At 52.6% G+C, this 20,983-nt stretch carries 18 protein-coding genes; 8 read left to right on the top strand and 10 right to left on the bottom strand.

Annotated elements, in window-relative coordinates:
• Positions 1–46: 46 nt before the first annotated feature.
• Positions 47–937, bottom strand: a complete 891-nt coding sequence (locus BLU05_RS20720) for a LysR family transcriptional regulator (RefSeq protein ID WP_091884270.1) — start codon at positions 935–937, stop codon at positions 47–49.
• A gap of 130 nt (positions 938–1,067) precedes the next feature.
• Here BLU05_RS20720 and BLU05_RS20715 point away from each other — a divergent pair, with 130 nt between their 5' ends.
• Positions 1,068–1,808, top strand: coding sequence for an alpha/beta fold hydrolase (locus tag BLU05_RS20715; protein WP_091884267.1), 741 nt, complete (start codon positions 1,068–1,070; stop codon positions 1,806–1,808).
• A gap of 274 nt (positions 1,809–2,082) precedes the next feature.
• Here BLU05_RS20715 and BLU05_RS20710 read toward each other — a convergent pair whose 3' ends face one another.
• Positions 2,083–2,541, bottom strand: coding sequence for a LysR substrate-binding domain-containing protein (locus BLU05_RS20710; protein ID WP_244518461.1), 459 nt, complete (start codon positions 2,539–2,541; stop codon positions 2,083–2,085).
• A gap of 27 nt (positions 2,542–2,568) precedes the next feature.
• On the opposite strand from BLU05_RS20710, the gene BLU05_RS20705 reads away from it, so the two are divergent.
• Positions 2,569–3,075, top strand: a complete 507-nt coding sequence (locus BLU05_RS20705) for an alpha/beta hydrolase (protein WP_091884265.1) — start codon at positions 2,569–2,571, stop codon at positions 3,073–3,075.
• Positions 3,076–3,168: 93 nt separating this feature from the next.
• Here BLU05_RS20705 and BLU05_RS20700 read toward each other — a convergent pair whose 3' ends face one another.
• Complete coding sequence (locus BLU05_RS20700; protein WP_175540691.1) at positions 3,169–4,044, bottom strand: MurR/RpiR family transcriptional regulator; 876 nt, start codon at positions 4,042–4,044, stop codon at positions 3,169–3,171.
• A gap of 78 nt (positions 4,045–4,122) precedes the next feature.
• Between BLU05_RS20700 and BLU05_RS20695 the strand changes: the two genes are divergently transcribed.
• Both BLU05_RS20695 and BLU05_RS20690 read left to right on the top strand, forming a co-directional pair.
• Positions 4,123–4,878, top strand: coding sequence for a COG4280 domain-containing protein (locus BLU05_RS20695; RefSeq protein ID WP_091884260.1), 756 nt, complete (start codon positions 4,123–4,125; stop codon positions 4,876–4,878).
• The gene (locus BLU05_RS20690; RefSeq protein ID WP_091884258.1) at positions 4,875–5,096 is read left to right on the top strand and encodes a hypothetical protein; all 222 of its coding nucleotides are present in this window, start codon (positions 4,875–4,877) and stop codon (positions 5,094–5,096) included. The genes BLU05_RS20695 and BLU05_RS20690 overlap by 4 nt, the downstream gene beginning before the upstream one ends.
• A 79-nt stretch (positions 5,097–5,175) precedes the next feature.
• On the opposite strand, the gene BLU05_RS20685 is transcribed toward BLU05_RS20690, so the two are convergent.
• The 7 genes from BLU05_RS20685 to BLU05_RS20655 form a co-directional block, all read right to left on the bottom strand.
• Entirely contained in the window at positions 5,176–7,830 is a 2,655-nt protein-coding gene (locus BLU05_RS20685; protein ID WP_091884255.1) for an FtsX-like permease family protein, read from the bottom strand.
• Positions 7,827–8,519 carry an ABC transporter ATP-binding protein gene (locus BLU05_RS20680; protein WP_091884253.1) on the bottom strand — a complete coding sequence of 231 codons (693 nt, stop codon included), beginning with the start codon at positions 8,517–8,519 and terminating at the stop codon, positions 7,827–7,829. Before BLU05_RS20680 ends, BLU05_RS20685 begins: the two co-directional genes overlap by 4 nt.
• Positions 8,512–9,174 carry an ABC transporter ATP-binding protein gene (locus BLU05_RS20675; protein WP_091884250.1) on the bottom strand — a complete coding sequence of 221 codons (663 nt, stop codon included), beginning with the start codon at positions 9,172–9,174 and terminating at the stop codon, positions 8,512–8,514. The genes BLU05_RS20680 and BLU05_RS20675 overlap by 8 nt, the downstream gene beginning before the upstream one ends.
• A gap of 1 nt (position 9,175) precedes the next feature.
• Positions 9,176–9,781 carry a hypothetical protein gene (locus BLU05_RS20670; protein ID WP_091884248.1) on the bottom strand — a complete coding sequence of 202 codons (606 nt, stop codon included), beginning with the start codon at positions 9,779–9,781 and terminating at the stop codon, positions 9,176–9,178.
• A gap of 235 nt (positions 9,782–10,016) precedes the next feature.
• Complete coding sequence (locus BLU05_RS20665; protein ID WP_175540690.1) at positions 10,017–12,059, bottom strand: bifunctional DedA family/phosphatase PAP2 family protein; 2,043 nt, start codon at positions 12,057–12,059, stop codon at positions 10,017–10,019.
• 86 nt (positions 12,060–12,145) lie between these two features.
• Positions 12,146–13,540, bottom strand: a complete 1,395-nt coding sequence (locus BLU05_RS20660; protein ID WP_091884509.1) for a sensor histidine kinase — start codon at positions 13,538–13,540, stop codon at positions 12,146–12,148.
• Positions 13,527–14,210 carry a response regulator transcription factor gene (locus BLU05_RS20655; protein ID WP_091884245.1) on the bottom strand — a complete coding sequence of 228 codons (684 nt, stop codon included), beginning with the start codon at positions 14,208–14,210 and terminating at the stop codon, positions 13,527–13,529. Before BLU05_RS20655 ends, BLU05_RS20660 begins: the two co-directional genes overlap by 14 nt.
• Before the next feature lie 116 nt (positions 14,211–14,326).
• Between BLU05_RS20655 and BLU05_RS20650 the strand changes: the two genes are divergently transcribed.
• The 4 genes from BLU05_RS20650 (at position 14,327) to BLU05_RS20635 (ending at position 20,859) form a co-directional block, all read left to right on the top strand.
• Entirely contained in the window at positions 14,327–15,043 is a 717-nt protein-coding gene (locus tag BLU05_RS20650) for a response regulator transcription factor (protein WP_244518459.1), read from the top strand.
• Between the two features lie 314 nt (positions 15,044–15,357).
• A complete protein-coding gene (locus BLU05_RS20645; RefSeq protein WP_280139043.1) occupies positions 15,358–16,572 on the top strand; it encodes an efflux RND transporter periplasmic adaptor subunit in 1,215 nt (404 codons plus the stop codon).
• A complete protein-coding gene (locus BLU05_RS20640; protein WP_091884237.1) occupies positions 16,569–19,682 on the top strand; it encodes an efflux RND transporter permease subunit in 3,114 nt (1,037 codons plus the stop codon). The genes BLU05_RS20645 and BLU05_RS20640 overlap by 4 nt, the downstream gene beginning before the upstream one ends.
• Positions 19,683–19,839: 157 nt before the next feature.
• Entirely contained in the window at positions 19,840–20,859 is a 1,020-nt protein-coding gene (locus tag BLU05_RS20635) for an ABC transporter substrate-binding protein (protein ID WP_091884235.1), read from the top strand.
• Positions 20,860–20,983 lie beyond the last annotated feature (124 nt).

The raw sequence follows: 20,983 nt of genomic DNA, 5'->3' as shown, positions 1-20,983 counted from the left end.
CAGAACACGCCATCCGACTGCTCCATGTCTAGCATTTTGGGTAATGTCATCCTCGAATGTAGTCAATCAACGCACGGAATGCGGAGGTGGTTCGTCTTCTGCTCGGGTAGTAAAGGCTGAAGCCCGGTAATTCTGGCAACCAGTCCGCTAGGACCCTGATCAGGCGACCCGATACAACATCTTGAGATATCTGTGACTCGAACAGAAATGCGAGGCCTAGTCCGTCGATCGCTGCCGTTCGGATCGCTTCACCGTCGTTCAAGATTAGCGTTCCGTCGGTTTTGAAATCGATGGCCTGGCCGTTCTTTGCGAGAGGCCAACGGTAAAGTCTCGTCGAGCTAACGAAGCGATAAGTGATGCACCGGTGAGCTGTGAGATCGCTTGGCGTTTGGGGCATTGGCCCATTTCTTTCGAAATAGGCTGGAGCGCCTACGATCACAACTGGCGTAGACGTCGTCAAGGAAAGGGCCACCATGTCCCTATCGACAAGCGTCCCAAACCTTATCCCACCATCAAAACCTTCAGAAACGATGTCGCTCAATCCTTCGTTGATAGAAACTTCCACCGAGACATTCGGATACTTCGCATAGAAGCCACAGAGAATGGGTCGCAGAATGGTCTCATACGCGACAGACACCATGGTCAAGCGTATCGTTCCCGAGATACTCATACTCTGGTCCTTCAAGGCCTGCACCTGGTCTGCAATATCACGCAGCGCCGGACCTAAGGTTCCAAGCAATTGTTGTCCGGCCTCGGTTGGTGAGACATTGCGGGTCGTCCGGGTCAGAAGGGGAACGCCGATGCGCTTTTCCAGCTGGCTAACAGTGTAGCTGAGGGCCGATTGCGAAATGCCAAGTTCGGCGGCAGCAGCGGTGAAGCTTTGATGTCGTGCTACGACTTCAAACACCGAAAGGTCACGGAAGATAAGGCGATCCATCTATCAATCCTCTTTCTAAACCCATGCAAATTAACCGATCTAATCGATAGGTAAAGAACCGTATATTTTCGAGTTGTCAGTTGATACCGGCCGACATTCCGTCCGGCCCGGATTTTGCTTGAGGTTTAAGATGACTTTAAAAATAATCACCGCTGCTGGCCTGCTGGCAATGTCAATATCCGGCCATGCACTCGCAGACGCAACGAATGTTGTGCTGGTCCATGGGGCAACGATGGACGGTTCGGGTTGGCGTACCGTCTATGATATCCTCAAGGCCAAGGGGTTGTCCGTGAGCATCGTACAACTTCCACATACCAGCCTGAAGGACGACATCGCTGCCACACGGCTCATTCTCGAACAGCAAAAGGGACCAACCGTGCTGGTGGGCCATAGCTACGGCGGAGCCGTCATCACGGAGGCTGGCGTCGAGTATAATGTTAAGGCATTGGTCTATGTGGCGGCTCTCCAACCGGATAAAGGCGAAAGTCTGACAGAGCTCTCGAAGCGCTATCCCATGAAGATCGATATGAAAATGTTGGATGGGAGGAGTTTCGTTCCTGATCCGATGTCGTATCATGATGCGATCGCAGCTGACCTACCTCGCGAGACAACTGATTTCATGTCAGCATCATCAAAGCCGATGACACTCGAACCCTACCAGGTGAAGTTCGAGTACGCAGCTTGGCGAAGCAAGCCGACATTCGGAATCGTTACAACTGAGGATCACGTCATTGCTCCGGAACTCCTTCGCTGGATGTACCAACGAGCTCAAACGAAAACGACCGACATCAAGTCCAGCCATATGGTCTATATGTCCCATCCGCAGGAGACAGCCGATGTGATCCTTGAGGCTGTCAAATCAGTGAAATGATCAACGTGGTGAGGTCATCTCGGGAAATCACCCATTTCGTAAGATGATTTGGAGTGGACGGAACGGTGAGGTAATGAACAGGCGGTAGAACGCAGAAGCGTGCGCATGGGCAAGGCTGTCACTCATCAATCACCCTCATCGAGCTAGCAGTGGTTCATCTTGGAAATGATCGCTCGTGTCTGGGTTCTCACCCAGTCCGATACGGGCTCTTGGTCAAGCCGGACCGGCCAAACCAAAGACACCGATGGAAGCAAAAGCTTGAGCGGCGTTGGGATTACTTTGAGTCCGAAGCGCGGCGCATGCAGTCTTGCCATCCGTGTCGGTACCGTCGAGATGACCGGCGCGCGGTCGACAGCACCGTCAAGAATTCTGTCGCCGCCGTCACAACATTCAGCTTCGAATCAACCTCGTCGAGGGCCCGGTCCAAGCAACCTTGGAGACGCCCGGTCAAAGTCACCAATACGTGCGGCAAGGCTAAATAATCATCCATCCCCAGCGGCTCTTTAAGCGTCAAAAGAGCCGGGTTGAACACGCAGCTCAAATCCTGCTCGAAAAGAATTTCGGCCTTATGACGCTGTGCGTTCGCCTCAAAGCAACCGATCGCAAGATCAAACTCGCCATCGTCTAATAAACGATGGACACCATCGCTTGTCGTAGGCCGGCCAAGAAGCCGGATACCAGGCGCCTCAGTGCGCAATCGGGCCGTCAGTTCCGGTACGAGCAACAATTCCACTTCGCTAAGCTCTCGAAGCTCGTCCTTGTGACGCCGCTCTGGCTCTCCCATAAGCCGCTGCGTATTGATTCGGGAGCACCACTCAGCGCCTATCGAAACATCGATCCGGCAACTTTTGAGACAGCTTGGCGCATTGCTGCCCCGGAGAGCGCGCGCGAAGCATTGATACCGACGGGCTGGTTCGAGACATGGCTCGAGACGACGCTTGTCTCAAATCCGGAAACGACGTCCGATGGGCACTTCTTGGCGCCATCCGGCCCTGTGCAGGATGTACGAGAGCACTGGACGGCAGGCAAGCCGATCTACGATGCCTCGCGAATTACTTCGCCCGTCCTGATTGTCGCTGCAGAATGGGACATAGATGTGCGCATCGATATGGCTCAGGATCTTTTTAACAAACTTGATAACGTACCCTACAAGCGTTTTATCGAAATTGGTCAGGCGACGCACATGGTCCTGCTTGAGCGCCATCGTAAACAAGCATATGACGAGATTATCATGTTTCTCAACGAAACTGTCCGAAGCGGGCAATGAAGGGCCTTTGAAGTTAACCAAATAATTCCAGTCTTTTCCTTATGAACTCGGTGCTCCTGCAATGAATCCAGCACAGACGAAGCGGATGTGAGGTTAGGCGGGCAGCTTGGCATTCTCGCCTGCAAGCTCCGATCGCAACTGGTTGAGGAGTTCGAGCTTTCCAATTGTTGCCTTTGGTTGGGATGTTGCAATACCGACGATGATGTTCTCGATAAAGGCAAGCGTTGCAGTATGCATGCTGAACGCATCGGTCTTTCCCCGAGGGATGGTAATCGCCATATCAACCCTTGGGCCGAGCTTGGTTCCCAGCATATCCGTCACCAGCACTTTCTCCGCACCCATTCGGTTCGCGTGGTCGATGAGAACGCCAACCTCTAGATAGACGCGCCCATATGCCATGATGAAAAGCAAATCACCTCTCTGGATTGGCAGAAGCTGATCGGCCAGGAAAAGCCCTGTCGCGGTAAGAGGACGAGCATTCAAACCAAACCGGCTTAGCTGGGTTGCAAAATAGACAGCAAGGGCGCTGGTGGGACCGATGCCGAAGATAGCAATCTCGCGTGCACCAATCATTTTTGTCACCAGTGCGATATAGGTCTCCACGCTTACATTCTCGTGGATCGCTTCGATGGCGCGACGTTGAATGTTCCGTGTGTCTTCGAATGCCTTTCTGAGATCTCCCCCGGTTTCCTTGATCGTCTGGGTAATTCGGTCAGCCGCACTATTGTTCCCATGGAGTTCGTCGACAATTGCCCTGCGCATCGCATCAAGCCCATCGAAGCCAAGAGCTTTAGCTGTACGAATAACGGTAGCGTCGCTGGTACCAAGAACCTTGGCAAGTTCCATTGCCGACATGACCAGAATCTGATGTCTGTTTGCCACGATATAAGATGCTACCCGGCGTTCGGCTTGGCTGAGCTGTAGCGAGCCGTCATCGATTGCTTCAATCATGGAAAATGTTCCGGCCATTTTGATCTCCATTGACATTCGTTGTATTTACTACATTATCATGGCAAATGTTGCATTTACAACTTTGATGGTTTTGGCATGGACAGCATCTCCTGGAGCATAGCAGGCCCGGCAATTGGCGCGGCGTTTTTAGCTTCGGTTGTCGAAGTCGTTGAAGCCTTTACGATTGTTCTGGCAGTTGGTGTTCTCAGGGGCTGGCGGCCTGCCATTGCGGGCACAGCGGCGGGGTTAGCCGTCCTTGCGGTCATCGTCCTTGCGCTGGGACCGCTGCTTGATCAGGTGCCGCTGCACAGCCTGCAATTGGTGATCGGCGTTCTGCTTCTGTTGTTTGGCATGGGCTGGTTGCGCAAGGCCATTCTGAGGGCAGCCGGTATCATTCCGCTACACGACGAACTTGCAGCGTTTCAGACAGAAAAAGCCAATCTTGGCAGAGATACTCCTGCGCACGGCACCTCCCTCGACTGGATCGCAGGTATAACGGCATTCAAGGCGATCCTTCTCGAAGGCCTCGAGGTTGTATTCATCGTGATAGCCGTCGGTTCTGGACGCGGTCTTCTCGGACCGGCCGCACTCGGTGCACTGGCGGCATGTGTATTGGTTTTACTGGTGGGAGCTTTTGTTCATAAGCCTCTATCCAGAGTCCCTGAGAACACATTGAAATTTGGTGTTGGGGTAATGTTGTCCTCCTTTGGCGTCTTCTGGACAGGAGAGGGATTGGGCATTGCTTGGCCCGGACAAGACCTCACCTTACTGCTCTTCGCCGGGTTGTTCCTCCTAACAGGGATGGGTATGGCGTATTTCCTCCGCACAAAGAAACAGGAGATTTCGCTGTGAGCCTTTTGAAGGAAGTTCTTACAGAACTCTATAAGATGTTCCTCGGAGATATAGGCTTGGCAGCAGCGGTTTGCGCTGTGGTTTTGATTACGGTGGCCTTGATCAAATGGATACCCGGGGTGAACACTGTTGCGATTGGATATTTGTTCTTCGCCGGTTGTCTGGTCGTTCTGATCGCCGTCACATCTGTAGCGGCACTTCGCTCACGGCGTTCTTAAGGGGCCCCATTTGAAAGCATCTACTGGCGTACTCCAGTCACGCCGCCAAACAGCAAGCTCACCACCCCAAGGCAACAACTCACATCTGCCTTCCAAGCACCTGGGATGCTTGTCGGCGGCAATATTCCGTAAAAGCAACGGCGAATACTACCGAGGCGATTGTGGTGGCAATAACGGCAGACAGATACAGCCATGGAATTGACATGGCTTCCGGTGGCGGGTCAAAAACGCCTGTCAGCATGGTGATCAACATTTCAGCTGTTAGTGTCCCTATAAGGAGCCCGAACGCCAGCCCGCCCAGCAAAATAATAGCAGCTTCGCTCCATAGGAATGCAGCAAGTTGACCTGATTTCACACCAATTGCAGTCAAGATTGCATAGTCTCGGCGCCGATCAATGAAGCCCAGCGCAAGCATGAGTCCGGCCGATGCAGTGGCCATGATCAGTGCGAATATCAGCTCGATTGACGTCAACCCGTCTAAATCTACTGCCGTCAAGCTGGAACCAATCAAGTGGGTGACTGATCCGACATCCTTTATTTTTAGAGAAGGAAGCGGTGCCAGCAACGCGCTCACAGCTTCGGCCACAGAAGCCGGGTTAACGCTCGTGCGCAAAAGGACATACTCGGCTGAACCGTCCCCGGTCACTTTGGTAATGTAATCCATGTTCGCGACGAGAAATGAATCTTTGGGCGCTGTGGGGAATTCCCGTACTACTCCGACGAACTTAAAGGGATAAACGTGATATTGGTGATCAGTTGAATTTTGCAGTCGCAAATTCAACGTGTCTCCAGGATTGAGTTGAAAATCTTTCACGGTTTCTTCCGAGACGAGAACTCCATCTGGTGTCGTTTGAAGGCGGGAGAGATTGTCTGCGGCACTTCCGTTAGAGAAAAAGGCGTTGGACAAATTCGTTGCAGCCGGAAGGCGTGCCGGATCAATCCCGTATAAATCCTGCAGATCTGCACCTACATAAGCAAAACGATGTTGCATGGATCGCGCGGCGGCAACGCCGGGAATTGCTTCCAGTTTTGCAAGTTGATTGCCTGCAGGCTGGATGGTTGTTCCAAAAACCGTGACGTCAGACCCATTTGTGAGTTCAGCATCGACACGGGCTTGATTATTGAATGTAAGATTGAAAATCGAAGTGGATGTGGCAAATGAAACGGCCATAGCTATCATGCCGATAGCGAGCGTCAATCGTCGCGCTTGCCGGGAAAATGTAGCGGATACGACATTCGTCATAAGCCCACTGATCGGACGTACTATGGCACGTAGCGCCGCACCATTCTGGCGCAGTACGAAACCACTGATACGGATACAAAGAAGCGCCGCCCCCAGCCAAAACAGGACAGGCGCAGCGAAAGCCGTGTAATCGACAGCCGTGGCAGCCACTCCCTCCGTCGCGAGCACCACTTGATAGCCACTCGCAGCTGAATGCCAAAAAATGCCTGCCGACGACAAAATAAACAGTACGTCCAGATAGAACTTCTGCCAAAGGGACACCCCTGCGCGTTCTACCGTTTTTCGGGCAATCTGGACTGTCCGTAACCGGGCAGCGTTCCATGCCGGGAAAAGGATAGCTGCGAGGGAAAGCAGCGTACCAAATATGGCAAGCGCCAAGAACAGGAACACATGCGACAAATTTAACGGGACGGTTCCCAAAAAGAGACCCGACAAAATGAGCGCCATAGTAACGCCGCCCACCACACCCAGCGGCGCGACAATAAATGCCTCCGCTGCCGCCAACCAAAGGACCTGACGCATCGATGCACCGCGAACGCGCATATGTGTCTGTTCAAGTTTTCTGCGACCTGCACCCGAAGCCGTAATTGCGAACGTCAGTATGATAGACAGTAATATTCCGGGTATTCCGAGGAACAAGAACAGGACGCGAGCATAAAGAGCGTCCCCTCGCACCGCATCAAGCCGCGCACCCAAATTGTTGGCAAGCAATGCGGAACCGGCCACCCGTGCTTCCAGATTATGACCCGCGCTGATGACAAAGCCATAAGCAGCTTCGGGATTTGTCGGTAGTTCCGTTCGAGCAAGTTTCACATGCAGCTGCAACATGACGCTGTCCGGTGCTAGCTCTTGCTGTGGGCCAAAAAGACCGGTCCAACGATCCAATGGAAGGATCAAGACATTATCCGGAGGAGCTTGGGGGGCCGATTGAGGAGGCAACCCGATCGACTGGAAAAGGGAATCTGCATCAGGCAACTCAACAATCCGATCAATCTGGACTGAGGCGGGCGGCAAACCAACACGATTGATTGTAACCGTATCTCCCTTTTTGACACGCAGGTTCGCTGCGGTTTGCTGGGCTATCATCACGCCCCCTCCCCCTGCGGACAACGACCGCACTTCGGCAGGGAAATTTTCGAGATAGGCGCTGTCAAAAGCGAGCACTTTGCCTGGCCCGGTGGTTTGGGCCGTTCCATCGGTGGTGGCCTCGAGGCCAGCGACATTGGCAAAATGCGTTTCTCCAATCGCTGAAATCTTCGCAGATTGGGTGATTGACTTTTTTACTGCCTCTTTATCGGCAGTCGGCAATATTTCGACCTGCCAATCAATGGGCACATTGGCAATCGCCCGCTTTGTCATGGTTTGAGCACTTGAGGAAAGAAAAAGTGCGAGACAAGCGATCAAACCGATTGTCGCCGCGATACCCGCTGCCGTTCCCCAAAGTTGCAAGGGACGGCGTGTGATGAGGCCATTTATCCAAAGCCCCATCATTTCACAGCCACCAGTTCGACAGAGCTTCGAATATCCGTCTCCAACACGCCGTGACGCATCGACCATTGTGTTTCCATCCGTTCGGCGATTTTCAGATCATGCGTTGCGATGAGCAGAGCCGTCGATGTGCCTTCAATGTGTCTCAGAAGGACGTCGATCAAAGACCGAGCAGTCGCAGCATCAAGTTGGCCAGTCGGTTCGTCGGCAAGTATCAACAGAGGCTGCGTCACGAGGGCTCTGGCCAAGGCAACGCGCTGAGCTTGGCCACCCGACAACTCATCGGGAAGTTTGTCTGCCAATCCGTCAAGTTCAAATTCTGCCAAAAGAGCCATCGAACGTTGATCAGCAAAATCTTGTCTTCCAGAAACCACCAGTGGCAATGCTACATTTTCAACAACCGTCAGCGCCGGAAACAAACTCTGGGATTGAAAAACATAGGTAATTTTTTCGGGTATCAAGTCTTCGTGCGGACCTCGCATTGGCCAGGTTACAACGCCTCGGGTGGGCACATCGAGCCCACCCAATAAGTATAGGAGTGTAGATTTTCCGCTTCCGGAAGGACCAGTCAATGCAATTCGGTCGCCACACCCAATCTGACATGACGATGGTTGTACTACGGTGTTCACATAGGACGTTCCATCCGGAAAGTCCTTTGCTATATCTTTCGCTTCGACCAGAGATTCAGTCATTGATCAACTTTCCGTCTCTCATCTTGAGTACGCGGTCCGCAATGCCTGACATCGCCTCACTATGTGTGGCAAAGAGAGTTGATTTACCCGCTCGCCTTCGTTGCTTGAAATGATCGATGAGACGCAACTCCGTCTCACGGTCGACTTCCGCTGTGGGCTCGTCAGCAACAAGAAGAATTGGATCTGCTGCAACAGCAACTGCCAAACCCGCGCGGGTTGCCTCGCCACCTGATAGTTCATTCGGATAGCCATATGCGCGATGCAGAAGATCAACAGCTGTGAGCAGCGACTCAATCTGACCTGCGTTCGCGATACCGGCCAAATGCATCTGGAGTTCGATATTTTCTGTGACGGTAAGATGCGCGAGCAAATTGTGTGTCTGTTGCAGAATGCCAAAGCGCCTCGCCCTTATTGACGCCCGCAGAGCTTCGGAGCGGCGCGTGATCCTTTCACCTGCCACAATGACATAACCACCATCGGGCTCTTCAAGACCCGTAAGACACGATAACAAAGTCGACTTGCCGCTGCCGGATGGCCCTGTAACCGCCACAATCTCGCCCGGTCCTACACTAAGACTAATGCCTCGAAGCGCGCGGGTTTCATCGTCTCCCACATGGTAAAATCGATACAATTCATGTGCTTCGATAAGAGGCATGTCATTGCCAACGGAATGATTGAGACATCAGCCGCCATTGATCGATATTATCAGCACCGAAAGGCGCATAGAGATCAAGCTCAGCGATTTTCCCGTTCTTGAAGAAAAGATACCGTCTGTTCTCAAGCCGAATTTGTTTATTCGTCACCGTGTTTGGTTCAGAATCAGAACTAAAAGTAATCAGGATTGCATTTCCACCAGTTGCTTTTACAGCGCGCACTCCTATGACCTTGACCGCTCGTCCCGACGCTTCCATCTTTGGCAAGTAATCGAGTTTTATCGATTCAATTGAGGGCGTGGAAGCTGCCGGCGAAATCACGACTGCTACACCATTGAATTTGTCGGTAAAACTGACACCGTCTGGACCATCCTTGCGCGCCCATCCTTCAGGGACTTTCAACGAGAAGCCAAGAGCGGAGTGATAATCGGTGAAAACCTGACTATCGGGGATATCACCAAGGGGGTTCTTTTCCGCAGCGGCGATATCTTCAATCTTCGGCGATGATGCCGAATGCGCAGTTGGCATCGTCAAATAAGACAGCGCGACGGCAGCGCCCAGTACAAATGCTATGGTCCACGCCGGGTGCTTTTCCAGGTACTTGTTCATGTCTACTCCTTGCGAACGCCATTGTGCGTTGACAAAAAACATGAGCGTCAAACTTTACCGCAGCATCGCTGCTTGCATACATTTCCGTAAGCCGCAGATTGGAAGCACTCTGTATGGCGTTGATCAAAACGGAAATTAAATCAGCGTTGCTTCGGAACGTCACCATAAGTGGGCGTGGCGAATAGTTTTCACACACTATTTGCGCAAATAGGCAATGCCGGCACATAAAGCCAAATCAGTTTCGTTGGCCCTCGCTCCACAGCGCCTGGCTGTCGTGAGCCAGCAACACGCCGCCATCCCATATTAACGGAATCTGCTCTGAAACCCGGACCGGAAGCTTACTTGCTTGGATTGATCCGGCTAGCAGGTCGCGAGAAGCGTTGAAGTTCGGCAGAACCTGGGGGAGTGTTATCAGTGACAGTCGATTGATTAGATCCTCTTCCACAACCGATCCAATCCAAAGCTCTGTCAGATGGCCAGTCTGCAGATCAATGTCTGTCGCCCATATTCGCAGCACAATGCGGCCATTGGCTCTTCTTGTTGGATGGACGAGGGTCAGGCTCGGCAAACGTCCACGCTCCAGCGTTGGCAATATTGGTGAGGTCATTGGATCCGGTGCGGGCGTGAGCCAAGCAAGAGCGCCCGCCCATGACCACGGTGCCGCTACGCGCCAATCTGTCAGTTGCAACGTTTCTTGAAGGTCCGCCAGGCTTCCAGCCCATTGAAACGTGATCGGCTCTCTTGTCTCACCGTCAAAATCTACCCTGTGTTCCGGTAATGTCGCCCACTCGCTTTTCCACCAGTCGGCAGCGAGCATATTTTGCTCTTTATACTGAACAGCATACCGTTCCATGTCCGCGCCATGGTTCCTATAAATGTTCAACCCGCCAGCGAGGATGACGGTCACGAGGACCAAGAGTAGCAATCCACCAGAGGCGCGTTCCCTTGTCTGATGATTTTGGTAAGCGATAGACAGTAAGGCAAGCCAGGCAACTGCAAATGCCAGCCCACCTGCAACATCCGAAAACCAGTGCGCCCCAAGATAAATTCGGGAGAACGCGATCAAACTGATGTATGCGGTCGCAGTTGTAATGACAGGCAGCTGCAGTCGCGGTCGAATCTGCCTTACAACGAGAAAGGCAAGAAAGCCATAAAGCACTGCGTTTGTGGTGCTATGACCGCTCGGAAAGGAAAAATCACTCCATCCGGAATAAAGACCCTCATTGGGTCTGGCACGGTGTACCGCGACTTTTATAGCCGTATTGATCGCCGCAGCAAAGCCAACTGCTCCCGCCCAATAAGCTGCCGTTCGCCAACTACGCTTCCAGACGAACCAAAGAAACACAACAATTGCAACGGGAATAACAACGGCTGTGTCTCCCAATTCGGAAAATACAATCATGAATGCATCGGCGAACGGCGTCCTGAGATCTTGAAGAAACTGATATACGGCGACATCGACTTGAACCAACGGATCACCACTGACAACGTCTTCAAGGATAGCGAAGAATACCCACGCAGCGGCGATGAGCAGAACTGCCGATGCCAGAAGTATCCTTGACTCTCCCATGGCGGGACTGAGCAAAGTTTCCAACTGGCGCGCGGGCCAACCACTGCGGCCCTTGGCCCAATTCCGGAGTCTGTCGGAGATCGCAAGGAGAATTGGAACGCCCCGGATCAATCCATATTTTGTGGCGTGAAGGGCAATCCAGAGAATGACTATCAAGGCGACAAACAGAGCAGCGACACGGCCCGCTGCAGGACCAGCAACAGAAAGATAGACACCTATGAACACCCCCGGCAACACATGGGTTGGAGCCCACACACATGCCGAGAGGATATTGGCGACATAGAATCGCCGAGCTGGCATCCGCAGTATACCCGCGACGAGCGGGACAAATGCTCTGACCCCAGGTGTGAAGCGAGCCAAAAAAATACTTTTACCTCCATGCCGGTCGAAGAACGTTTCGCTGCGCTCGATAAGCACCGGGTAACGTTTCAACGGCCATCGGCTGAGGATTTCCCGGTGGTACCTATGGCCCAGCCAGAAGGCCAGACCGTCGCCGGCAATGGCACCTAAAAAAGCTGCGAACAGCATCGGCCAAAGCATCAGAACTCCGCTGGGAACCATGGCCGCAAGGGCCACGATGACAGCCGTCCCAGGAACAACCACCCCAATGACCGGAATTGACTCAGATAAAGCCAGCAGAAAAATCAACCCATAAGCCTGATGCGGATGCGAGGCGATATAGGCCGTGAGCGCTGAGAAAAAGGACATGCTTCATTCCTCATGAGTGCGGACCCTTACTGCCTCACAACAATCGGGCATAGTCAGTTTCACCGCCCACTTGCATTAACTGATTATCAGCTCAGCAAAGATGTGTCCGAGCTTAACGCGCGCCCTTGCTCATTATGGTTAAATTCCAGCACAATTTTACAGCCGATTTTCTGTTCCCCGAAGCTTAGATCAATTCTATGCAGGCGCGCTATTGCTGCAACCAGACTTAAACCAAGTCCATTTCCTGGTTCATGGCGACTTTTTTCACCCCGATGAAACCGCTTCAACACCAGTTCCTTTTCTTGTGAAGGGATGCCCTGCCCATTATCTTCAACTGTCAATCGCGGCCGCTTCAAATGTCCTTCAAGAGTTACCTTCGCAGCCCCTCCCCGAGGGGTAAATTTGATGGCATTGTCGATGAGGTTGCCTACCGCTTCAAAAAGTAGACTTGGGTCTCCCAGAATGCGCACGGGAACCTCGCCGAAATCAACAGACAGTCGGATCTCGCGCTCCTCGGCAAGCGGTTCGTACAATTCCACAGCATCTGATATGACAGTTCTCATATCAACCGACACGAATCCCGCCCGTCGCGCGCCGTCCTCGATCTCCGAAATACGCAAGAGCGCGCTGAAGGTTTTCAACATTCCTTGGGTTTCGACAATCGCGCCGTCAACATAATCAGCATACTCATCCGCTGTAACCGCCCTGCGGCGAGCGCGTTCAAGTCCGGCCAGCATACGGGTAAGCGGCGTCCTCATGTCGTGAGCAATATTATCGCAAACGCCTTTGACTTCATGCATCAAACGCTCGATTTCATCCAGCATGGAGTTGACGACTTTCACAAGCCGACGAACGTCTCCGCTGCCTCCCAGAACAGGCAAACGCTGAGTGAGATCACCGCTCATGATGTTGCGCGTCACGTCAGATATCGTGTGGATTTGCCTTACCGAACCAGCTCCAATGAATGCAGCACCAAGTAGGCCCAAAGCTGCTGTCACAGCGGCGCCTAAGATCATCGCGTTTGTCAAAACATCGTTAAACTCACGCAGTTCGCCAACATCCTGAGCGATAAGCAGTGTGTTGCCCGAGGATAAGCGCTTTACAAGACCGCGAAAATGAGCGCGTTCATCTGCCCTCTTCGTCGCAAAATTGTGAGGATTTGATTTGTTTACATCATAGACTGGTAATGTCATCGTACTGCCAGCAAGGAGATGCCCTTGCGGATCAAATAACGAAATGGGCCGTTCCCGTACTGCGCTCAAAGATTCCCTGGCTGACAATCGAGATATGATGGTTTGATCATCGAGGGCTGATAATGTGCCTGCTTCTCTCAAGAGCCATTCATCAGTACGATCCGTGAGAAAATCTCTGGTCTCCCATGACAGAAAAGCAAAAAGTGCTCCAGATGCGACGGCAAATAGAACAAGAAATGCGATAGCGAGCCGAAAGCTCGTTGTGTGTATCAATTCAATCAGGCGCATCAAGTACATATCCTGAGCCGCGTACTGTTCTGATGACCGTAGCTGCTCCAGTGGCTTCAATTTTTCTGCGGAGCTTGCTTATATGAACGTCAATGACGTTCGTTGGTTCGTCATAGCGATAATGCCAGACCTCTTCAAATAACATTGTACGCGTTACTATTTGACCTGAGTGGCGCATCAAATATTCCAGTAGTCGATACTCTCTTGGCAACAGATCAATAAGTTTTCCGGCCCGCTTTACGGTATGGGTTAGGAGATCTGCTTCGAGATCGCCTGCGCGAATCGAGGTTTCTGGCATCGCAACCGATTGCCTTCTGACCAAGACGTCAATACGAGCCGTCAATTCAAGAAATTCAAATGGCTTCGTCAGATAGTCATCGCCGCCTGCTTTCAAACCTCTCACACGTTCGTCCACGGCAGAAAGTGCGCTGAGAATAAGTACCGGCGTATGGATACCGGCAACCCTGAGCGTCGAAAGAACTCCAAGCCCGTCCAAATCGCCGGGCAGCATGCGATCAAGAACAATGGCATCATAGCGGCCTGTAGCGGCTTCAAGCAGACCTGCACGGCCATCGACGGCTATTTTAACGGTACAACCATTGTCAATAAGGGCAGCTTCGATCTCGGAAGCTGTTCGAGCGTCGTCCTCGATTACAAGAATTATCGACACGTCACTTCCTTGAAAACGCCCAATTAAGATTGAATATAAGAGGCGGGCTGTTGCTGCGCACCTTAGCGGGTGTGACCCTGATACTACTTCGCCACAACATTAAATGCATTTCATAAATGGAAACGTCTTCCATGCGGATACTGGTTATTGAGGATGACGAAAAGACGGCACGGTTTCTAGTACGCGGGCTCAATGAAAGCGGTCATGTTGCTGACCATGCGAACGGTGGCGAGCTTGGATTAACACTGGCGCTGGAGGGTATTTACGACGTAGCGATCATCGATCGCGTACTTCCGGGTCTAGACGGTCTGGCTGTGGTTGCGGAACTGCGCCGGTTGAAGATCAACCTGCCAATACTCATGCTCAGCGGCATAGCCAGCGCCAAGGACAGGATTGAAGGACTTCGAAGCGGTTGCGATGACTATCTGGGAAAACCATACGCGTTTTCGGAGATTCTGGCCCGGGTCCAGGCACTTCAGAGACGACACGACCGCACGGCTGGCGCGGACATACTGAGCGTGGGAAATCTCACGCTGGATGTGAAGAAAAGGCAGGCTGCGCGGGACGGTTCCCCCATTGATCTCCAGAACCGGGAATTTCTTATTCTACGCACACTTATGCAGCACGCCAACGAGGTGGTTACCCGCTCAATGCTTCTCGAAGCGGCATGGGATTATGATTTCGAGCCGAAGGGAAACATCGTTGACATGCATATCCACCGGCTACGGAAAAAGCTCAATTCCGGCTTTAACGACCCCATACTACACACAGTACCGGGCGCAGGTTACCTTATGGGAAAGCCACCGAAAGATCAGCCGTTCAGTGATGATTGATGCTGTAGGGTCAAGCCAAACCGATTTCTGAAATACATTTCATGTTCGCGCGAAGTCGAGGGCATGACAGCGCATCCATTATCAAGACATGCAGCAAAATTGATTGCCGCGCTTTCTTGTCTCGGTGGTGCTAAAAAGATGGAATCAGACACAATCACTTCACTGCAGTGCCGCTATAGGTTCTGGCTTTTCAAGCTCGCTTACCGACAGCGAGCCTATAGAACGTCAAGCACTTCGCGGCTGTCAATCGTATCAAGCAATTTGGCGGTTTCATTCCTTGGTGCCCAATGCTGAACCGTGGCCCAAACGAATTTGTGCAGAAAGACGGTCAAGCGGACGAATTCCCTGCCCATAAATCAGGTGCCCGTAGGCGCGGCGGGATTTTTGCGATACTCGGGATTCTTGCATTGGCTGGCGTTGGATTTGCCGCGCTGCAGTATTGGCCAACCTTGAACAACCGACCGGTCAAATCAGCTTCTGCACCAACCGCAATCCCGGTCACCACAGGGAAAACCGGCATTCGCGACATGTCGATTGAACGCTCTGCCTTGGGTACCGTCACGGCTCTGTCTACCGTGACGGTGCGAACCAGAGTTGACGGCCAACTGCTCAGTCTGTCTTTTCAAGAAGGACAAGATGTTAAAGTCGGCGATGTATTGGCCCGGATTGACCCCCGTCCTTACGAAGCCGAACTGGCCCGTGTTCAAGCCACACTGGCGAAAGACAGCGCTCAACTGACCGTTGCAAAAGCCGACTACGATCGTGCTTCCAAACTCTCCAGCTCGGGATATGGAGCAGTCCAAATAGCGGATACAGCCAAGGGCCAGGTTGCGATTCTGGAAGCAACAATTGCCGGTGATCAGGCAGCCATCGACACAGCCAAACTTAATCTGGATTTCTCAACGATCAATGCGCCGGTCTCTGGTCGAGTAGGCTTGAAACTGGTCGATGAAGGCTCAATGCTTCATGTGTCGGACACTGCGGGTTTGGTCACAATTACCAAAATGAAACCGATCGCCGTCGAGTTCTCGTTGCAGCAGGATGATCTTCCCGATCTGCTGGCTGGCCAAAACAGCGGCGAACTCAGTGTAGCGGTCGACAGCCGTGACGGGCAGCAACATCTCGCCGACGGCAAAATCACAGCCATTGACAGTCAGGTTGACCCAAATACCGGCATGATCAAGTTGAAGGCCACTTTTCCCAACGAATCCTTGAGCCTCTGGCCGGGAGAATTGGTTACGGCCCGCGTTGTCACCCGCACGGACCGCAATATGGTCGCTGCTCCAGCGGCCGCAATCCAGAATGGGCAGAATGGCCCCTACGTCTTTGTTGTCAAACCTGACAACAAAGTAGCGGCGGTTCCTGTCGAGGCAGGGCTTACTGCCGGCGGATACACCGCCCTGAAGTCGGGAATAGCACCAGAGCAGGAAATCGTCGTAGGAGGTCAATCCCGCCTAAGCGACGGCGCATTGATTACCGTCAAGAACGCCGGATCGAATGTCGCAAGTACATCGGAATCCAAGCCATGAGCATTTCTGAGATATTCATCCGACGGCGTGTGGGAACATGCCTGTTGGCATTAGGATTGGTGCTCTTGGGCGCAGTCTCCTATTTCATGCTTCCGGTTGCTTCGTTGCCACAGGTTGACTTCCCGACAATTCAGGTGGAAGCCACGCTTCCGGGGGCCAGCGCCAATACAATGGCCACATCGGTCGCAACCCCCTTGGAAAATCAGCTCTCAAACGTCTCCGGCGTGAACCAGATGACTTCGACGAGTTCGTCGGGCCGTACAAACATCACAATTGAGTTCGATCTGTCGCGGGACATCAATGCAGCTGCGCAAGACATACAGGCTGCCATTGGAGCGGCAGCAGGCAGCCTTCCCAAAAGCCTACCAAGCCCCCCAACCTACCATAAATCCAACCCCGCCGAAGCAACCGTTCTTACTCTGGCGTTAACATCAGACCAACTTCCCCTGACCGAACTCGACCACTACGCAGAGGATATTGTTGCGCAACAGGTGTCGCAGATGACTGGCGTCGGGCTTGTCGATTTCCACGGACCGCAACGCCCGTCTGTCCGGATTCAAATTGATCCTGACAAATTGGCGGCACGCGGGCTCACGCTTGAGGATGTCCGCAGTATCGTTGGCAGTCAAACGGTGAATACACCTAAAGGCTCGATCAGCGGTGACGGGCGGACTACCGTTCTCGACGCGACTGATCAGATTGTTGACGTTCCCACATACAGGAACATGATCATCGCCTACCGGAACGGCGCTCCCATCTATCTGAAAGATGTTGGAAAGGTGATACCTGGCCCGGAGGACAACAAACAGGCTGCATGGCTGCAGATGAAGCGCTCCGTCATGATCGATGTTCACAAGATGGCGGGATCCAACATCCTCGACACCATTCGAAATATCAAAGACAAGCTGCCAGCATTAGAAGCCGGGTTGCCCGCCGGCGTCCAGTTATCGGTGGTGGGCGACCGTACGCAGATCATCAATGCGTCTGTGTCCGACGTGCAGCTCACAATGCTCATCACCATTGCGCTCGTGGTCATGGTCATTTTCACCTTTCTGCGAAACTTTTGGGCAACGCTTATTCCAAGCATAACGATACCGCTGTCACTGCTCGGCACCTTTTGTGTCATGTACCTCCTTGGATATAGCATCGACAATCTATCACTCATGGGTCTGACAATTGCCGTTGGGTTTGTGGTCGACGATGCCATCGTCGTTATCGAAAACATTGTCCGCCACCTCGAAAACGGGAAATCCAAGTTTCAGGCCGCGATTGAAGGCGCCCGTGAGGTCAATTTCACAATCATTTCGATGACAATATCGCTCGTTGCAGTTTTCATCCCTATCCTGCTTATGGGCGGTATTGTGGGACGTCTGTTCCGCGAATTTGCGGTCACGGTCAGTATTGCGATTTTAATGTCCGGACTGATCTCTCTCACTGTCACGCCAATGTTATGCGCCTGGCTGATCCGCGACAACAATCGCAAATCCCATGGCCGCCTCTTCAATTGGTCCGAAAGGCTGTTTGATGCTTGCACCCGCGCTTATGGCCGTGGGTTGGACTTTGTTCTCCGGCATCGAACCACCACCCTCTTGGTAACATGCGCAACTCTGGTGCTGACGGTGTGGCTGTATATCATTGTACCCAAAGGATTTTTGCCAGAGCAGGATACAGGTTTCATCCAGGCTCAGGCCCAAACGGCAACGGATATTTCGTTCGATGCTATGTCCATAAAGATGCAGGATTTGGGCGCTATCATCATGCGTGATCCGGCTGTTGACAACGTTGCTTACTGGATCAATCCCAGCCCGTCGACAAGCATTGGTCAAGTCCAGATCAATCTGAAACCCTTCAACCTGCGCAGCCCGGCCAAGACCGTGATGGCGCGCTTGAAAAAAGCAGTCGCGGGTATGGAAGGACTGACACTCGGTATGCGGGTTCGCCAAGATATCCAGGTTGGCGGACGCTCGTCGGCATCGCAATATCAATACACACTTCAGGCGCAGGACACTGAGGAATTAACCAAATGGGCCGCCGTCATGTCCAAAGCTCTCAGTTCACTACCTGAGGTGCAGGACGTAATATCTGACAAACAAAATGAAGCCACCAGTGCCACACTGAGTATTGACCGCGCAACGGCATCTCGTCTCGGGGTGAGTGTGCAAGCCATTGATGACACGCTTTATGATGCATTTGGACAGCGTCAGGTTGCCACTCAATTCACGCAGGTAAGCCAGAGCCACATTGTGTTGGAGATTGATCCGCGCTTTAGCCTGTCAACCGATGCACTGGCTCACCTTTTCGTGCGCTCTTCGACGATGAATCAACTTGTTCCGCTCAGCCTACTTGCATCGGTGAAAACCGGTGTATCTCCCGTTACGATCAATCATCAGGGCTCGATGCCCGCAACGACCCTCTCCTTTAACCTGAAGCCAAATGTGGCGCTTGGCGAAGCAGTAACGGCCATACACACGGCGGAACAGGCAGCGGGCATTCCCATTACTGTTACCGGCACATTCCAAGGAACAGCCCAAGCTTTCCAGAGCTCCCTGAGCACACAGCCCTGGCTCATACTGGCGGCGGTGATCGCAGTCTACATTGTGCTTGGTGTGCTCTACGAAAGTGCCGTTCACCCGTTGACGATCATATCCACGCTTCCCTCAGCGGGTCTCGGCGCGCTGTTGGCGTTGCTGTTGTTCGGCCAAGATCTTTCGATCATGGGGATGATAGGCATCATTCTGCTGATCGGGATTGTAAAGAAGAATGCCATCATGATGATTGATTTTGCGCTAGATGCCGAGCGCCACCAGGGGCTGCCTCCTGCTGAAGCTATCCGGCAGGCCTGCCTATTACGCTTCCGGCCAATCATGATGACAACAATGGCCGCGCTCCTGGGAGCATTGCCGCTTGCGCTCGGCACGGGACCCGGCGCCGAGCTGCGCACGCCACTCGGGATTGCCATTGTCGGCGGGCTTGTTGTTTCGCAAGTCCTCACCCTTTTTACGACACCGGTTGTGTATCTGGCGCTCGGGGGATCTCACAAACACACATATGCTGAAGATACTGGAGCGCTTGATACGCTGCCAAGCAAGGGGGCAGCAATTACAGGTTAGCGCCCCTTGGGAACCGTCAAAATCTGCGAATGCAAACGGGCAGCTGAAAGCCAACTGAAAGCTTCAGTATTCCATAATCAGCATGCGTCATGGGAGGAGCGCATCGTCGTCAGGACGAAGTGAACCATGGATGCACTGAAACCCGGAGGAACAAACCATGCGTTCAACACGCACTCTACTTCATACTGTCACCAAGGCGGCTATTATCGTTGGTTCGCTTCTTGCCACAAACGCATCCTATGCGGCTGATAAGATCACACTGATGGTTGGTGGCTACGAAAAGCAGATTTATCTGCCGGCAAAGCTCGCCGAATCACTTGGTTATTTCAAGGATGAAGGCTTGGATGTCGAACTACTCAATGAGCCCGCAGGCGTTGATGCAGAAAACGAGCTGCTCGCTGGTGCAGTGCAGGGCGTTGTCGGCTTCTACGACCATTGCGTCGACTTGCAAGCCAAAGGCAAATTTATTGAATCCGTCGTCCAGTTTAGCCAAGCCCCGGGCGAAGTCGAGTTAGTGTCGACAAAGTATCCCGAGATCAAGAGTGTTGCTGATTTCAAGGGCCACAGTGCTGGTGTGACGGGTTTGGGTTCGTCCACGAACTTTTTGACCCAATTCATGCTGGCACAGGCTGGCCTCAAACCGGGTGACGTGACATCGGTGCCAGTGGGAGCAGGCACGACATTCATTGCGGCCATGCAGCAAGATGCCATTCAGGTTGGCATGACAACCGAGCCCACCATTTCGCGCATGTTGAAAACCAAAGAGGCCACGATCGCAGTAGACATGCGAACGATAGAGGGTGCACGCAAGGCGCTCGGCGGCACCTATCCCGCTGCTTCGCTCTACATGGAGACGAATTGGGTTGATACACACAAGGATGAAACACAGAAACTGGCGAATGCTTTCGTCAAAACGCTACATTACATCAACACCCATACAGGATCTGAGATTGCAGACAAAATGCCGAAGGACTTTTATGTCGGTGACAAGGAAAGCTACATCAAGGCGCTTGATGCCGGCAAATCGATGTTCACCGTTGACGGCGTGATGCCAGAAGATGGCCCGAAAACGGTTCTCGCTGTACTCTCAGCGTTCTCAAAGAATATACAAGGCAAACAGATCGACTTGTCGAAAACCTACACTACGGAATTTGTGAAAAACGCGTCAACAAAATAAATGCCGTGCACGATGGGCCCAGTTTTTCTACGCTCAACTTCCGTCTCTCAAAGACCACTTCGAGAGACGGAAGTTGAGCGTAGAAAAACTGGGCCTATTGTTTGCGCATCGTATAAATGAGCTC

This window comes from Phyllobacterium sp. OV277 (assembly GCF_900104355.1).
Taxonomy (GTDB): Bacteria; Pseudomonadota; Alphaproteobacteria; order Rhizobiales; family Rhizobiaceae; genus Phyllobacterium.
Note: the sequence above shows the minus strand (reverse complement) of the source record. Positions and strands in the feature narration are given on the sequence as shown.

What these genes read in the sequence shown, in the direction of transcription:
- BLU05_RS20720 (WP_091884270.1), bottom strand. Translation starts at nt 937, where the DNA reads ATGGATCGCCTTATCTTCCGTGACCTTTCGGTGTTTGAAGTCGTAGCA.
- BLU05_RS20715 (WP_091884267.1), top strand. Translation starts at nt 1,068, where the DNA reads ATGACTTTAAAAATAATCACCGCTGCTGGCCTGCTGGCAATGTCAATA.
- BLU05_RS20700 (WP_175540691.1), bottom strand. Translation starts at nt 4,044, where the DNA reads ATGGCCGGAACATTTTCCATGATTGAAGCAATCGATGACGGCTCGCTA.
- BLU05_RS20695 (WP_091884260.1), top strand. Translation starts at nt 4,123, where the DNA reads ATGGACAGCATCTCCTGGAGCATAGCAGGCCCGGCAATTGGCGCGGCG.
- BLU05_RS20685 (WP_091884255.1), bottom strand. Translation starts at nt 7,830, where the DNA reads ATGATGGGGCTTTGGATAAATGGCCTCATCACACGCCGTCCCTTGCAA.
- BLU05_RS20680 (WP_091884253.1), bottom strand. Translation starts at nt 8,519, where the DNA reads ATGACTGAATCTCTGGTCGAAGCGAAAGATATAGCAAAGGACTTTCCG.
- BLU05_RS20675 (WP_091884250.1), bottom strand. Translation starts at nt 9,174, where the DNA reads ATGCCTCTTATCGAAGCACATGAATTGTATCGATTTTACCATGTGGGA.
- BLU05_RS20670 (WP_091884248.1), bottom strand. Translation starts at nt 9,781, where the DNA reads ATGAACAAGTACCTGGAAAAGCACCCGGCGTGGACCATAGCATTTGTA.
- BLU05_RS20665 (WP_175540690.1), bottom strand. Translation starts at nt 12,059, where the DNA reads ATGTCCTTTTTCTCAGCGCTCACGGCCTATATCGCCTCGCATCCGCAT.
- BLU05_RS20660 (WP_091884509.1), bottom strand. Translation starts at nt 13,540, where the DNA reads ATGCGCCTGATTGAATTGATACACACAACGAGCTTTCGGCTCGCTATC.
- BLU05_RS20650 (WP_244518459.1), top strand. Translation starts at nt 14,327, where the DNA reads ATGGAAACGTCTTCCATGCGGATACTGGTTATTGAGGATGACGAAAAG.
- BLU05_RS20640 (WP_091884237.1), top strand. Translation starts at nt 16,569, where the DNA reads ATGAGCATTTCTGAGATATTCATCCGACGGCGTGTGGGAACATGCCTG.
- BLU05_RS20635 (WP_091884235.1), top strand. Translation starts at nt 19,840, where the DNA reads ATGCGTTCAACACGCACTCTACTTCATACTGTCACCAAGGCGGCTATT.